Annotated in this window: 12 protein-coding genes and 3 pseudogenes; 3 read left to right on the top strand and 12 right to left on the bottom strand. The window is 36.1% G+C overall.

Going from position 1 to position 14,478, the window contains the following annotated elements; genetic code table 11:
* Positions 1 to 15: 15 nt before the first annotated feature.
* The 3 genes and pseudogenes from LIT25_06550 to LIT25_06540 form a co-directional block, all read right to left on the bottom strand.
* Positions 16 to 1,182 (bottom strand): pyridoxal phosphate-dependent aminotransferase, encoded by a 1,167-nt coding sequence (locus LIT25_06550; GenBank protein USK34992.1) that lies wholly within the window; start codon positions 1,180 to 1,182, stop codon positions 16 to 18.
* A gap of 540 nt (positions 1,183 to 1,722) precedes the next feature.
* Positions 1,723 to 1,878, bottom strand: a pseudogene (locus tag LIT25_06545) (6-phospho-beta-glucosidase).
* A gap of 790 nt (positions 1,879 to 2,668) precedes the next feature.
* Positions 2,669 to 2,851, bottom strand: a pseudogene (locus LIT25_06540) (dienelactone hydrolase family protein).
* A 437-nt stretch (positions 2,852 to 3,288) separates the two neighbouring features.
* On the opposite strand from LIT25_06540, the gene LIT25_06535 reads away from it, so the two are divergent.
* Both LIT25_06535 and LIT25_06530 read left to right on the top strand, forming a co-directional pair.
* On the top strand, positions 3,289 to 3,831 hold the full coding sequence (locus LIT25_06535) for a tetratricopeptide repeat protein (GenBank protein USK34991.1): 543 nt from the start codon (positions 3,289 to 3,291) through the stop codon (positions 3,829 to 3,831).
* A gap of 343 nt (positions 3,832 to 4,174) precedes the next feature.
* Positions 4,175 to 4,330 (top strand): hypothetical protein, encoded by a 156-nt coding sequence (locus LIT25_06530; protein ID USK34990.1) that lies wholly within the window; start codon positions 4,175 to 4,177, stop codon positions 4,328 to 4,330.
* Positions 4,331 to 4,389: 59 nt separating this feature from the next.
* On the opposite strand, the gene LIT25_06525 is transcribed toward LIT25_06530, so the two are convergent.
* The 9 genes and pseudogenes from LIT25_06525 to LIT25_06485 form a co-directional block, all read right to left on the bottom strand.
* A complete protein-coding gene (locus LIT25_06525; GenBank protein ID USK34989.1) occupies positions 4,390 to 4,620 on the bottom strand; it encodes a hypothetical protein in 231 nt (76 codons plus the stop codon).
* A gap of 63 nt (positions 4,621 to 4,683) precedes the next feature.
* On the bottom strand, positions 4,684 to 5,454 hold the full coding sequence (locus LIT25_06520) for a hypothetical protein (protein ID USK34988.1): 771 nt from the start codon (positions 5,452 to 5,454) through the stop codon (positions 4,684 to 4,686).
* 448 nt (positions 5,455 to 5,902) lie between these two features.
* Complete coding sequence (locus LIT25_06515; GenBank protein USK34987.1) at positions 5,903 to 6,151, bottom strand: hypothetical protein; 249 nt, start codon at positions 6,149 to 6,151, stop codon at positions 5,903 to 5,905.
* Between the two features lie 153 nt (positions 6,152 to 6,304).
* The gene (locus LIT25_06510) at positions 6,305 to 6,640 is read right to left on the bottom strand and encodes a (2Fe-2S) ferredoxin domain-containing protein (protein ID USK34986.1); all 336 of its coding nucleotides are present in this window, start codon (positions 6,638 to 6,640) and stop codon (positions 6,305 to 6,307) included.
* A 25-nt stretch (positions 6,641 to 6,665) separates the two neighbouring features.
* Positions 6,666 to 7,544 carry a hypothetical protein gene (locus LIT25_06505; protein ID USK34985.1) on the bottom strand — a complete coding sequence of 293 codons (879 nt, stop codon included), beginning with the start codon at positions 7,542 to 7,544 and terminating at the stop codon, positions 6,666 to 6,668.
* 24 nt (positions 7,545 to 7,568) lie between these two features.
* Positions 7,569 to 9,989, bottom strand: a complete 2,421-nt coding sequence (locus tag LIT25_06500) for a heavy metal translocating P-type ATPase (GenBank protein ID USK34984.1) — start codon at positions 9,987 to 9,989, stop codon at positions 7,569 to 7,571.
* A gap of 180 nt (positions 9,990 to 10,169) precedes the next feature.
* Positions 10,170 to 10,376: a copper chaperone CopZ gene (copZ, locus tag LIT25_06495; GenBank protein USK34983.1), complete on the bottom strand. Its 207-nt coding sequence runs from the start codon at positions 10,374 to 10,376 to the stop codon at positions 10,170 to 10,172.
* A gap of 15 nt (positions 10,377 to 10,391) precedes the next feature.
* Positions 10,392 to 10,733 carry a metal-sensitive transcriptional regulator gene (locus LIT25_06490; GenBank protein ID USK34982.1) on the bottom strand — a complete coding sequence of 114 codons (342 nt, stop codon included), beginning with the start codon at positions 10,731 to 10,733 and terminating at the stop codon, positions 10,392 to 10,394.
* A gap of 595 nt (positions 10,734 to 11,328) precedes the next feature.
* Positions 11,329 to 12,401, bottom strand: a pseudogene (locus tag LIT25_06485) (IS3 family transposase).
* Between the two features lie 376 nt (positions 12,402 to 12,777).
* Between LIT25_06485 and LIT25_06480 the strand changes: the two are divergent.
* Positions 12,778 to 13,863, top strand: coding sequence for a site-specific integrase (locus tag LIT25_06480; protein ID USK34981.1), 1,086 nt, complete (start codon positions 12,778 to 12,780; stop codon positions 13,861 to 13,863).
* Positions 13,864 to 14,478 lie beyond the last annotated feature (615 nt).

Below are 14,478 nucleotides of genomic sequence, written 5' to 3'. Positions count from 1 at the left end.
TTTATTCCACCTAAATCAGCAGGTTTCTTCTTTTCCTTTTACAGCAGCTTTCATTCTAAGTAAAGCTTCCGTTAAAACCTCACGAGGACATGCAATATTTATACGTTCAAACCCATACCCGCCTTTACCGAATTTCATTCCTTCATCAAGGCGAACTCTTGCATTTTCTAAAAAGAATGTATGCAGCTCTTCGTGAGGAATCCCAAGATCACGGCAATCCAGCCAAATCAAATGAGTCGCTTCAGGTTTCACCACTTTAATAGAAGGAATATGTTCTTTTAAATAAGCACATACATACTGAAGGTTCTCTTCTAAATAACCCCTTACTTTTTGAAGCCATGGCAATCCCTTATAATAGGCAGCAATCGTTCCTTCGACTGCGAAGGCATTTGGACGCATTAAACCGTATCCTGTTAATAGGGCTTCATATTTTTCTTTCACATCTCTATTTGCAATAATAAAAATAGAGCTTTGCATGCCTGCGATATTAAAAGTTTTACTTGGTGCAGCACATGTAATAGAAAACTTTAAATGGTTTGGGTGAACGGTTGCAAATGGTATATGTTTATAACCTGCGTAAGTTAAATCTCCATGCATTTCATCCGAAATGACAAAAACACCATGTTTGTCACAAATTTCACCAATTTTACGCAATTCCTCACGAGTCCAAACTCTTCCTACTGGATTATGGGGGCTGCACAAAATGAATATTTTCGTATTGGGATGTGATGCTTTTTCTTCAAAGTCTTCAAAATCCATTTCATATGTTCCATTCGAACAGACAAGAGAATTATTTAAAATGGTACAGCCTTGTGTTTCAATTGTAGAAAAGAACGGATAATAGACAGGATCTTGCACGATCACCGCATCACCTGGCTGTGTTAATGCTTTTAATAATAAATTTATTCCAGGAATAATTCCAGGGCTAAAAGAAATCCACTCGCGTTTTAACTCCCAATTGTACTGTGTTTTCCACCAATACTGAACAGCATCATAATAACGTTCACAAAATGTACTATAGCCATATATTCCGTGCGCTGCTTTTTGACCTATAGCATTTACGATTTCTTCTGAAACTTGAAAATCCATATCTGCAATGCATAATGGAATAATATCTTGATCCTCTATGTACCATTTAACAGAATGCGTTTTTCTTCGATCAATAAATTTTTCTAGCTGCATGACGTTTTCTCCTATCTTTTATCCCCTAAAGATAATTCATCCATATTATACAGGAAGTAAAGAGCTTTTATCCTTTTATCCTTTTATCCTGAACTTCTTTTTTAGAGGCTATGGAATGTTATAGTTGATATTTTAGATAATGTAAGGGAGCCTGCCTTCAGGATCAGGTTCCACAATTCTCTTCATATAAAGTTTAACTAATCGGCCCTATTCCCCTTTTTTTGTTATCTAAAAAAAGAAAAAATTTCCTCAGTGCAGGCATTTGGAGTTCTTGTAACATCACTACTAAACATTTTTAATGTCATTGAAAGGGAGAACTTAGAGATAACCTATCTGTATGACGAGATCAATGTCGTTGGATCTTCTCGAGGTGAAAGATACACAAACTCTATGTATGTGTACAAGCTGCAAGCTTATGTTTGCAATATTCACACCTATAATCAGTGTTTGAGAAGCAGGCTTGCCTGCTTATGACTCTCATATTATACCAAGAGGTTATTTTTTTGATCAATCGTCGTTTAATCCAATACAGGAATGCGCCCTTGCCAATTGTCCGACAATCTCCAGCTTTTCCTTGCCGGCTTCGATATCAACGAGCCAGATTTCCAATACATGAAGCTCGCTGTAGCGTTTGATAAATCCTTCAATTAATTCCGGTGTATAGCTTGAACCGCCGCCGATTGTTACAATTTTCATCCCATTCACCTCATCAAATTAATAAGAAAAGCGCAAGTGCCTGTTTAGCTCCTGTATGACAGATTTGTCGAAGGTTGGCGATTGCGCTCGCCTTCAATGCGCAAAAGCTTTTATTTCCCTATTCCTTCAAAAAAAGAAAGGAGACGCACGCAATGAGTACCCAAATCCAGGATCGAGCCAAAAAAGAGGAATCATACGCACTCAATGAGTATCCAACTCCAGGATCGAGCCTGAAAAGGGGAATCATACGCACCCTATGAGTACCCAAATCCAGGATTGAGCCTGAAAAGGGGAATCATACGCACCCTATGAGTACCCAAATCCAGGATTGAGCCTGAAAAGGGGAATCATATGGACTCTATGAGTATCCAACTCCAGGAGTGAGCCAAAAAAGAGGAATCATACGCACTCAATGAGTATCCAACTCCAGGATTGTGCCTGAAAAGGGGAATCATACGCACCCTATGAGTACCCAAATCCAGGATTGAGCCAAAAAAGAGGAATCATACTCACTCAATGAGTATCCAACTCCAGGAGTGAGCCAAAAAAGAGGAATCATACGCACCCTATGAGTACCCAAATCCAGGATTGAGCCAAAAAAGAGGAATCATACGCACCCTATGAGTACCCAAATCCAGGATTGAGCCAAAAAAGAGGAATCATATGGACTCTATGAGTACCCAAATCCAGGATTGAGCCAAAAAAGAGGAATCATATGGACTCTATGAGTACCCAAATCCAGGAGTGAGCGGAGTAAAGACTCAGTTATTAAATTTGAGATTAATTCATGAACATTAAATGATTTTTCTGCTTGGGGAAAAAACAGCAATGTTGGACATTTTGGAGATATATTTTCATAGTCTCTAATTCGTGAACCATAGTATCCGACAATACCATCCACAAACTCTAGCTCACTGCATAACCAAGAAATAGTGGCCCCTGCACTAAATCCAATAATAAATATTTTTGAGTACTCATCTTTCATATCAAATAAGATATTTTTTATTTTATTGAATCCATTTGTGATCCCTACATTCTAACTTCCTAAGTTAGGCAATAAAAAAAGACTGCTACAACAGTTCCTTTCATTACTCACCATGTTTATTATGTTTATCCAATTATGCCCTGTGACAACTTAATGCTCCACTTTATTTCAGAAGAATACAAATTAAAATGCGACCATTCTTAATGCTATAAACAAACATATTATATCATCTATTGTTTAAAAATTCTGATTTTTAATTGACCATTTATATAATATACATTAATATACAAATGAACTCAATGTTAATGCTCAGATTTGAAGGAGGATTAATGCACTGATTATTTTATTAAGAGTAGCTGCCAAAAATGAATACTCCCTGACAGTATTAGCTTGACCAGCACTAAAACAGAAGGGGTGATTAAAAAATGAATAAAAAAATTAAGAACACTTCTGAAAATACAAATTTACGTAAGCTTCTGAACAAAGCTATTTCACTGCGTGAAAACGGACGCGCAAAACAAGATATGACTCTATTGAATGAAGCACGTACCCTCCTTTTAAAAATGTCTGAAGTTTATCCAGACAACGCAGAGATTAATTATCAGATTGGGATTGCTTATGATAATTCCGGCTTTGGGAAAGAAGCGATTCCTTATTATGTTAAAGCGATTGAGCAAGGCCTTTCAGAACCAGATCTACAAAGATGTTTACTCGGTCTAGGCAGTACTTATCGTCTTTTGGGGCACTATGATGAAGCAGTTGAAACCCTGCATCGCGGTGTGACTCAGTTTCCTGAACATCGCGGTCTGCAAGTCTTTTATTCAATGGCTTTGTATAATACCGGTAAATATAAAGAAGCAATGGAAATAGTCTTGATGAATTTGATGGAAACCACGACTGATGAAAACCTTCAATACTTTAAACGGGGGATCTCTTACTATGCACAGCACCTTGATGAAACCTGGTAATCATTAAAAATAGAAAAACGTCTGAAGATTTCCTCCTAAAAAGCTAATTTTAAGTAAAAGTTAAACGCAGTGGAATTCATTTATGAATTTCACTGCGTTTTTCAAAGTTAATTAACCCTTATGGTATATTAACGTATGGCATTTTCTCTCTACTTATTAGATGAAATTCTGCTTTTATCGTATTTTAAGCAATTAATTTGGAGATAATTTTAAACACTGTGGAGCCGAAAAAGGCTCTTTTTTTTGTCGCATTTAATGATGAGTAAACATTTGAAATAAGAATGAATAATAGACCAAGTGAATACATTAAATGATGGATAAATAATAAGGTGGTTGAACACTTATGACTAAAGAAGAGTGGAAAAAAGCTTTGTTAGAAGAGATTAGGACGGAAAAAGAACGTCATCACGATCCCAACATAAAAAAAGTCGCCTATCCAACAATGAAAGACGTGATACTAAAACTTATTCCTGTTCCAAGCCTGTTAAGAAGGCTGTGATTGTTATATACCATTCATTAGCCGCGATAAAAAGGAAACCGGCAGTCCCGGTTACCTTTTTATTTTGCGCTGTTGGCTAGAAAAGCTTGAATGTTTTTCAATACTGGGTCGTTTTTAGAGACATTGACTTTGTTAATTTGAACATCAGTCATGCTGCTGTTTTTGATTGTTTCTAAAAAGTGTGATTTATATGTTTCTTTTATAGAAAATTCAGAATCCTGACGTTTTCTCCAATTTTCATATTCTTCTTCGGAATGGTAAATACGCATATGTGAATTTTTATTTTCCATTTAATTCACTCCCTTTATTCTATTGTATATCCTAATCAATATCTATGTAAACACTCAAGGGAGTTATGGGATAAGAAGGGTTGTATGACAAATATTTTTTCCATATTCAAAAATACTAGTAACTACTTCTTTATCATAATCTGTAAATGTGTGCTCTTTACTCTCTATGAGAACAATAACCTTTTTCCCAAACTCTTCTCTAACTGCCATTAAAATATTGGTGTCAACAGATACCTTATTCTTTATAAACACTTGTTTGTCAGGCGATGTTTCAAGAACCAGCCTATCCATTACATTTGTGTAATATGGATTCGAGAATGGTGAAGTACCCGCTTGATATTCCCAAACTTGCGCTTGAATATTGATTAAAAGTTCATTTTGAAAGAATTCTTCGTATTTTGCTAAGATTTCTTGAACGGTCCTTTCATATGGGACCGGAGAATAGGAAGACACTCTTCCTATAAAGTAAGTATTCAACTTCAGAACAGACGATATAAAATGAAATTGGTTTAATTGCTTTTCTTGCTGTTTAGCTATTTCAGCAAACTCAACTTCAAATTGCATCACCTTAATTCTCTTTAGAGGGGTTGCAATGACAATCATAGCAACGAAAATTCCTAAAAGCACAACTAAGACGAATCTCAGAACGGCTAATATAAACGGGGAGAAAATTCTGCCTATAAGGTCATTTCCATCTTTAACAGCGTGAATAGATTGATGATGAAAATATCCTTTTACTCCGTATACAACCGCCAGAACAAAGAAAATCAGTATGATGCTGTAATAAATCTTATCTTTATTTTCTTGCAGCATCTTTATTAGCTTTTTCCACATCCAACCGTTCTCCCTCATTGTCTAATTCTTCTTTAAGTAATGATACCAATTGTTCCCACATAATATCTATACTAATTTTAATAGAATTTTATTAAAAAAATTAAAAAAGGCAGCTTTTTATTCTAATGTGCTTTTTCAAAAAAAACAGTTAAAATGACAGTGGTATTGACATTGCAGCTGACAAAGAATAAACACAAAAGACTCGTCCATTTGACGAGTCTTTTTTCATATTACTGAGCTTATGGTTTGATTAAGTTAAGGGGGGATTTAGACTGGATCTGCTCCATTAAAGCCTCTGATTGCAGAAAATCACTGCACCCTCTAGAAATTTACATTCATAAACTATGGTAAATGCACTGATTTAACCTTTTGCATATATTCCATAATATGCACATGTCAACACAGTCAAAATGTCAGGTAGAGAGAGGTGCCCTTTATATCCAGAGGCTTACTTATTGATTTTATTGTCGATTTTATTTCCACGCATAATTTCCTCAAAATCTTCCATCTTTTCATTGGTCTGAATGTTAGAAAAATGATATGGATTTTGGTCTTGAGCGAATTCTTCGTCAGCGTTTATTACTATTCCCATTTGCTTACCTTGCATGGCTGTTGAATCATTTATGACGTTTTCATTTTCTCCATCAAAATGGGGAGTTGCTTCACTATTTTGTTCATTCCTTGGCATAATTTTCATCATCTCCTTAGTGTTAAGATGACTGATTTTAATCAAATCTATTCCTGAATTTGTGTCCCATTTTTGACTTTATTGCCATTGTTACTAGACTTATTCCAGTAGAAAAGGCGTCCTGTTACACAGAAACGCCTTTTTCTATATAAAGATAAGATGTTACAGTTCACTTTCATGGTTCTTAAATGTTTTCCCATCATGGTAATAAAGCTCAGAACCTAAATGAACACTGTTATTTTCTTTTAATTGACGAATAAGTTCTTCACTTTTTGTTTTATTCATTTCTTTATACCAGGTGCCTTGTGGATATAGAACCACGATTGGACCATACTTGCATTGGCCATTACATAATGTTTTTGTTGTGTGTATCTCCTTTTGCAGCTCTAAGCTTTTCAATTCTCCCCTAATGGTCTCTGTTACTTCTTCTGCTCCATTTTTCGTGCATGTTTTCCCGTTACAAATTAATAGATGTTTGCTAACCCCATCTAAGCTCATAAGAATTCCCCTTTGTTCTTCTTGTTTATTTGACCTCTATAACAAATGGATAGCTATTTACTTTACCATCAAATTTAAATTCTCCCCACACTTTGTAGATCCCAGATTTATCAAATTTTGTTTCAAATATTGTCTTTTCTTCTGATGCAGGGTGCACGTGTACAAATTTCTCACCCTTATCATCTAAAATTACAACATGACCTAAAGCTGCCAGATAGGGTTCTGGAGTAATCCCTTTTGTATCAAAATTTAACGTAACATCTTTGTTTGACACTAGCTCTGCAGTGGTTAATTCTACTGACTTTCCATTGATTGTTTTTGTTAAGTTTGTATCCACCTTTAGTGAATTTTCCTCATGTTCACCATGACTTTCCCCCACATGCAGCTCTATCGGAATAACCTGATAGGCAAGGTTTTTGGGTTTAATATCAACAAACGCTTTATATGAGTTTTCAGGCAGGTCGAATTTCAGAGTATATATGCCATTTCCTTTTTCCTCAGGATGTAAATGGTAATAATCTTCTAAATCGGCACTTACAATAATTAAATGCATAATCTTTTCATGTGAAATTTCTAATTCAGGTGAATTTTGTTCTTTATCTTTTAAATCAATGGTAATTAAGCCTTCCTCATATTTTACGTTCGTGACCACTTCACTTTCTGAACGAGCTCCATGATCTGAATGCCCTGAATCCGTACCCTCACTTTTTTGACTAGTATGATCATCGTTATGCTCTTCCTCAGTACTAGTTTCCTTTTTCTCGTTACTATTTGATGTAGCCGAGTGGGTATCAGTGTGATCATTCTTATTATTCATGCTTGCATATACCGTATATCCGCCAATTACTAACCCGAGATAAACAATGGCTGAAATCGCCCAGGTAACTATCTTTTTTTGTTTCATAAAAACACTCCTCTCTTTTTAAAATTATCCTTTTAGCTTAATCCTTTGTAATCTGAGTGCGTTTAAAACAACGGAAACTGAACTAAATGCCATTGCTACTCCTGCAAGCCATGGTGCCAGAAAGCCCAGTGCTGCAATTGGAACTCCTAAAGCATTATAAGCAAAGGCCCAAAATAGATTTTGCTTGATATTCCGAATCGTCATTTTACTCATATAGATGGCATCGGCAATACTATTTAAGTCTCCTCTGATTAAAGTGATATCAGCAGCCTCCATTGCTACATCAGTACCAGTACCGATTGCCATGCCTATATCTGCAGTAGCTAACGCTGGTGCATCGTTAATACCGTCACCGACCATCGCCACTTTCTTTCCAGCTTTTTGAAGCTTTTTAACTTCTTCTGCCTTTCCTTCTGGCAGAACTTCTGCTATCACATGGTCAATTCCGACTTCATTTGCAATTGCTTGAGCTGTCTGCTTGTTATCTCCTGTAATCATAACAACCTCAAGACCCATCTTTTTTAACCTTTCAATCGCTTTTTGAGAGGTTTCTTTAATTGTATCTGCGACAGCAATCACTCCTGCAAACTGATGATCAATTGCGACTAGCATTGCGGTCTTACCTTGCTTTTCCAAGTTTTCCATTTTAGGCAATATGTTCGCAACATCAATGTTATTTTTCTCCATAAGACGGCGCGTTCCGATAAGCAAGGATTTACCTTCAACTTTAGATTCGATTCCAAAGCCAGGAATTGCTTCAAAATGTTCAGTGTTTCCTAGTTCAATACCTTTTTCTTTAATGCCTTGGACAATTGCCTCAGCTAACGGATGTTCAGAATTTCTTTCTGCAGCACCGACTAACTTTAAAAATTCCTTTTCTTCAAATCCATTTGAAAGAATAACATCTGTGAGTGTTGGTTTTCCATATGTTACAGTTCCCGTTTTATCAAGGATCACTGTATCCAATCGATGTGTCGTTTCAAGGTGCTCCCCGCCTTTAAACAAAATTCCATATTCAGCAGCTCGGCCTGACCCTGCCATAATGGACGTAGGCGTAGCTAGACCTAGAGCACATGGACATGCGATAACTAATACGGCAATTAACTTTTCAAGAGCTACTGCAAACTCTCCGGGGCTTACAACAAAGTACCAAACTAGAAATGCCACAATGGCTATCCCAACTACAATTGGGACAAAAATTCCGGAGATTACGTCGGCTAGGCGCTGAATAGGAGCTTTCGATCCTTGTGCTTCTTCAACTACTTTGATGATTTGCGCTAAAGCAGTATCCTTTCCAACCTTTGTTGCCTTTACCTTTAAAAACCCATTTTTGTTAATGGTTGATCCTATTACTAAATCTCCAGCTGTTTTATCAACAGGAATACTTTCACCTGTAATCATTGACTCATCAAGAGCAGATCGTCCTTCAAAAATCTCACCATCAACAGGTACCTTTTCACCTGGTTTCACGTATACGATATCACCAGCGATTACCTCTTCAATTGGCACATTCAATTCTTGGCCGTCTCTAAACACTGTGGCCGTTTTCGCCTGCATGCCCATAAGCTTCTTAATGGCTTCAGATGAACGTCCCTTTGCCTTTGCCTCAAACAGCTTCCCTAAAATAATAAGGGTAATTAACACAGCACTTGTTTCAAAATATAATTCCACCATATGTGAATCAGACCCTATTGTTTGAATGCTCAGGTAGATACTGTAGAAATAAGCTGCAGAGGTGCCAAGCGCCACCAAAACATCCATGTTTGCACTTTTATTTCTTAATGCTTTATAGGCGCCTGCGTAAAATTGACCGCCGACTAAAAATTGAACTGGAGTAGCAAGCGCGAGCTGTACCCATGGATTCATAAACATCTCTGGCAGCCAAATAAAAGATGTAAATTCAAAATGACTGACCATCGCCCAAAGTAAAGGGATAGACAAAATAGAAGAGAAAATGAATTTTCCTGTTTGTTTCTCAATTTCTTTCTGTCTATGATCAACCTTTTCGCCTGCAGCTTCTTGCTTTTGTTCTAAACGATAGCCCAATTTCTTAATGGCCTCTTTCATATCAACGATAGAAACTTCATCCGGATTATATTCTACTAACGCAGATTCCAAGGCGAAATTTACCGTTGCATTTTGTACTCCATTTACCTTATTTAAACGTTTTTCAATCTTATTAGCACACGCTGCACATGTCATTCCGCTTATATCAAATTCTGCTTTTTCACTTACTACTTTGTATCCTAAAGATTCCACTTTTTCTTTAATCTGATTTACATTTGATTTAGATGGATCAAAAATTACTTTTGATTTTTCTAATGCGAAATTCACGCTCGCATCCTCTACTCCATCTATTTTTTTGAGACCTTTTTCAATTCTCACTGCACAAGCTGCACACGTCATGCCAGCTATTTGAAGTGTTGTTTCTTTTTTATCGCTCATAAACTTACACTCCTATCACCACATACAATAATGGGGTATATTTTTAAGGGAATAAGACGTGCCATCCAGACACAAATGATACATCTACTTTTGCTTTATTCAAGTGAACCTTCTCTTTTTATACCTAGAGGGGGTATATTTAAGTGAGAAAAAGGAGTGCTTAAAAAGCACTCTCATTTTTTATTCAACATCATAGCCTTGGTCATCAATTGTTTCTTTAATTTTATCTAAAGAAACTTTTTCCGGGTTAAAAGCAACATCCACTTTTCCATCTTCTAAATGTACTTTTACTTCATTAACGCCTTCAAGTTTCCCTACACTTCCTTCTACAGATTTTACACAGTGTCCGCAGGACATTCCGCTTACATTCAATTTTACGTTTTGCATTTTTCACTTCTCCTTTTATTTTTTCATTAGTTTTTGTATCGTAACGACAAACTCATCAAGAACTTCCATATCACCCTCATTGATCCGATCAACTACACAGCCCTTTAAATGGCCTTCAAGCAGAATTTTTGCAACACTGTTTAGAGCTGCTTGAGTTGCTGCTATTTGTGTAATTACATCATCACAATAAGTATCTTTTTCTATAAGACCTTTAATACCCCTGATTTGCCCTTCGACGCGATTTAAACGGGTTACTAAATTTTTCTTTACTGCATCTGAGTGATGACTTTTTCGGGAAGAAGTATTACAGCAGTCATCCTCTATAGGAAGATCAATATTTACAATTTCTTTTTCCATTAACTTCCCTCCTTGAAAATAATATACCATACCCCTCCACCCTATGTAAAGCCATATTCATTTATTTTCTTACCCATTTTTAACCTTTGAATATATACTGTTCGCAGCGAACAAGGCTTTCCTGTTCCACAATCCCATAGACTAAGTAATATGTTCAGAAAGTCAAAGATTCCTTTCAAGAAATTTGAAATTTCTGTACCAGAACCTATGGTTGAGACTATAATTTCTTTTAATTTCTATATAGAATGTTATATATATAAAGTTTTTCTAAAATAGGAGGAAATAATGTATAAAGTTGGGGTTATCGGTCCTAATTCATCCGTAGAACGCCCCTCTCGATTAGGAGAAGGGCTTTTTTTGTGGTCATACAGTTTAGTTGATGAGTGGCGTTTAACTGTGTTCCACATTCGGGCCCGATTGTGGAACAAGGGATTGGATACATTATGTTAAAAACAATAGGGAGCTTTACTTCAATAAGGAGTAGAGCTTTTCTTGTGCAATTAAAGAGGCAGGATAGTAAAAGAAGGACTTCTAATATTTTGTATAGAAAAACTATAGTAGTACCATTTTTATCTATTGGTATGTCAACACTAAACTAGACAGTTTTCTTAAGGTGTAAATTTTTGTATTCTCGTGGGCTTAAACAACCCAATGTTCCATGAATTCTTGTTCCATTAAACCAGTTCACATAATCAAATAGTTCCCTCTTTAAGTCGGATAGTGATTCGAAGTGGCGTTTTTTTACAAACTCTGTCTTGATAATTTTAAATGTTGCCTCCGCAACCGCATTATCATATGGGCAGCCTTTCATACTCATAGAACGCTTGATTTCAAACGTTTCTAAGGCTTCGTCAATCAATTTATTCTTGAATTCACTTCCACGATCCGTGTGAAATAACTTGATCTTGTTTAGATCAATTTTTATCGAAGAAATCGCTTGATACACAAGCTTTGCGTCCTTCTGTGGACCAGCACTGTATCCGATAATTTTCCGATTATAAAGATCAACAAATACACATATGTAATGCCATTTTTTCTCGACTCTCACATACGTTAAATCACTGACAACCACGTCGTAAGCTGCTTCTTGTCTGAACTCACGGTTTAGCTCATTCTTTTGCTTCGATTCATTACACGTTGAGACATGGGGCTTGAACTGGGCAATGGTATAAGTGGACACTAGGCCTTGCTCTTTCATCACTCGACCAATCCGTCTTCTTGAAACCTGGTATCCACATTTCTGGAGTTCCACTTTAATTTTGCGCGTGCCATAGTTTTGGCGGCTGGCATGGAAGATTTCTATCACTTTAAGGGTTACCTCATCTGTTTGAGGTAGAATTTTTTCTTCGTAATAATATGTGCTTCTTGAAATCTTGAGGACGTTACACATTGCTGATACCGAGTATTTGTGGGCGTTATTTCGAATCACATTTCCTTTCGTCCCATGATCAGCGCGGCTTGCTTTAAAATATCATTCTCCATTTCTAGCTGTTTATTTCTCTTCATTACCTCAGCCAATTTCACTTGATCAGGCGTTAAATGATCTTTTTCTTTAAACGAACCTGAGTTGCGTTGTTGACTGATCCATTTATCTAGTGAGGAGGGAGTCAGGTCATACTCACTTATAATTTCTTTGCGAGGCTATCCATTTAGATACAGTTGTACGATTTGTTCTTTAAATTCTTGCGTAAATGTTCTCCTTTTATCGTTGTTTTCATTAGTCTACTTGACCTTAAAATAATTGTCTAACTTAGTGTAGCCGATTCATTATCAACCTTTTTACAACATTAAGACATTTAATATCTAAAGGGGTTTTATTAAAGTCACAATAACTGAGATGAAATCCTCAAAAGGGTCAGAGACGCATCCTCTGTCAATACGCTGTCGTTTTTGTAGAGTACGACATGGAAAACTTCCTATTTAAATGGCTTCATACCTTATACAAACACGAAGTAAAAAACCACCTTTGAGCGGGCACAAAGTGTGTTAAAAAATCATACACTCCCTGCTTAACCCTACCTCCATCTCCAATGGAGGTTTTTTAATGTCAGTTAAAAAAATAGGTAAAGTATGGTCTTTTCGAATTAATGCTGGGTTAGATAGCAGAACCGGAAAAAGGAAACAAATTTATCGTGGCGGCTTTAATACGAAGCGTGAAGCATTAGATGAAATGAATAAGCTAACTGCTGCCATTATGAATGGAGAATACAGCGAGCCTTCCAAAACCTTATTTAAGGATTATATTCATATTTGGCTGCACACGTATAAATACGAAGTTCAAATGGCTTCCTTTGAATTAGGTGAAACAATTGTACGTGTTCATCTGATACCATACTTTCAATCGACTCCTCTGGAGAAGATTACATCGTATGATATTGATCAATTGTATGCACAAAAATTAGACAACGGTTTAGCCAATGCAACGGTAAAAAGAATACACAATCTACTATCAAAAGCTTTACAGAAAGCCGTTAAATGGGGATTACTTAAGAATAATCCAGCTAAAGACGCTTCTCCTCCTTCGATTCATAAAAAACGTAAACAAATATGGACAGTCGAAGAAGTTAAAGCATTTCTTAAAGTTTGCGAACAAGAAAACGCGCTTGTTCCTTTCTTACTAGCTATCTTTACCGGCATGAGGCGAGGAGAAATTCTCGCATTAAAATGGAAGTATATTGACTTGATAAAAGGTGTCATTCACGTCGAAGAATCGTTAACGAGGACAAAAAGAAACGGATTATTGGTAAAGGTAGTGAAAACTTCTCATTCAGAACGTGACGTGTATCTATCAGCTAGTATACGAGATTCCTTGATCCAATATAGACAACAACAAGGAACGAATCATCTCGGGTTGGTGATCCAATCAAAAAACGGAACCTACCTTGAGCCAAGAAATCTACTTCGTAAATTTCAAGCACTTACGAAGAAAGCCAACGTTCCTAAAATTCCATTTCATAATTTAAGACATACTCATGCCACCATTTTAATGCGAATGGGAGAAAATCCAAAGGTCGTTAGTGAGCGGCTAGGACATGCAAGAGTCGGGATTACTCTCGATATTTACTCGCATACAAATGAAGAAATGCAGAAGAATACAGCCGATCGCTTTGATGATCGATTCTGGACGTAATGGTCAAAAAGGAACAAAAAAGCAATCAATGGAACCCTTGGTACTGTAAGACAAATTATCTGTCATGTGCAGTTTAGATGCAGGATATGATGCAGTTTTTATTCATAGTCCAAATCCAAACGGTGATCATTTTCCATTTCAATATAATGATGTTGACTGGAATTATAAAATACCAAAGAGTATTAACAATCTAATTGATTCAAACGAATTCAAAATTGGATATTCTAAATCAGAAGAACATGAAAATTACGTTATCCAAGCTATTAATTTAGAGATATCAATTTAAAACTTAAGGGGCATAAAAACCTGCATTTATGATAAAAAACTTAAACGTTTAATTCCTTATACAACTAACGAATGCATTAGTGTAATATCCGGAAGTTTATAAGAGGATTTGGATCAAACATACTTTGAAGAAGATATCAATTTCGTTTATAGTTTCCTAGTTTTGTATCGTATTGAAAAAATATTTTATACTAAATCAACAGTATTTAATAGTTTTGTACAATATTCCCCCAAATTAGATTCCCTTTATTTTGACAAAATAAATAACATAATATTGGTGATGAAATGAAAGTTCTACATTAACTACATCTTAACGACAATTATTTTAAA

This window comes from Bacillus sp. F19 (assembly GCA_023823795.1).
In the GTDB taxonomy this organism is placed as follows: Bacteria; Bacillota; Bacilli; order Bacillales; family Bacillaceae; genus Bacillus_P.
This window is presented reverse-complemented; position numbering and strand designations above follow the sequence as displayed.

What these genes read in the sequence shown, in the direction of transcription:
- LIT25_06550 (USK34992.1), bottom strand. Translation starts at nt 1,182, where the DNA reads ATGCAGCTAGAAAAATTTATTGATCGAAGAAAAACGCATTCTGTTAAA.
- LIT25_06535 (USK34991.1), top strand. Translation starts at nt 3,289, where the DNA reads ATGAATAAAAAAATTAAGAACACTTCTGAAAATACAAATTTACGTAAG.
- LIT25_06530 (USK34990.1), top strand. Translation starts at nt 4,175, where the DNA reads ATGACTAAAGAAGAGTGGAAAAAAGCTTTGTTAGAAGAGATTAGGACG.
- LIT25_06525 (USK34989.1), bottom strand. Translation starts at nt 4,620, where the DNA reads ATGGAAAATAAAAATTCACATATGCGTATTTACCATTCCGAAGAAGAA.
- LIT25_06520 (USK34988.1), bottom strand. Translation starts at nt 5,454, where the DNA reads ATGTGGAAAAAGCTAATAAAGATGCTGCAAGAAAATAAAGATAAGATT.
- LIT25_06515 (USK34987.1), bottom strand. Translation starts at nt 6,151, where the DNA reads ATGAAAATTATGCCAAGGAATGAACAAAATAGTGAAGCAACTCCCCAT.
- LIT25_06510 (USK34986.1), bottom strand. Translation starts at nt 6,640, where the DNA reads ATGAGCTTAGATGGGGTTAGCAAACATCTATTAATTTGTAACGGGAAA.
- LIT25_06505 (USK34985.1), bottom strand. Translation starts at nt 7,544, where the DNA reads ATGAAACAAAAAAAGATAGTTACCTGGGCGATTTCAGCCATTGTTTAT.
- LIT25_06500 (USK34984.1), bottom strand. Translation starts at nt 9,989, where the DNA reads ATGAGCGATAAAAAAGAAACAACACTTCAAATAGCTGGCATGACGTGT.
- copZ (USK34983.1), bottom strand. Translation starts at nt 10,376, where the DNA reads ATGCAAAACGTAAAATTGAATGTAAGCGGAATGTCCTGCGGACACTGT.
- LIT25_06490 (USK34982.1), bottom strand. Translation starts at nt 10,733, where the DNA reads ATGGAAAAAGAAATTGTAAATATTGATCTTCCTATAGAGGATGACTGC.
- LIT25_06480 (USK34981.1), top strand. Translation starts at nt 12,778, where the DNA reads ATGTCAGTTAAAAAAATAGGTAAAGTATGGTCTTTTCGAATTAATGCT.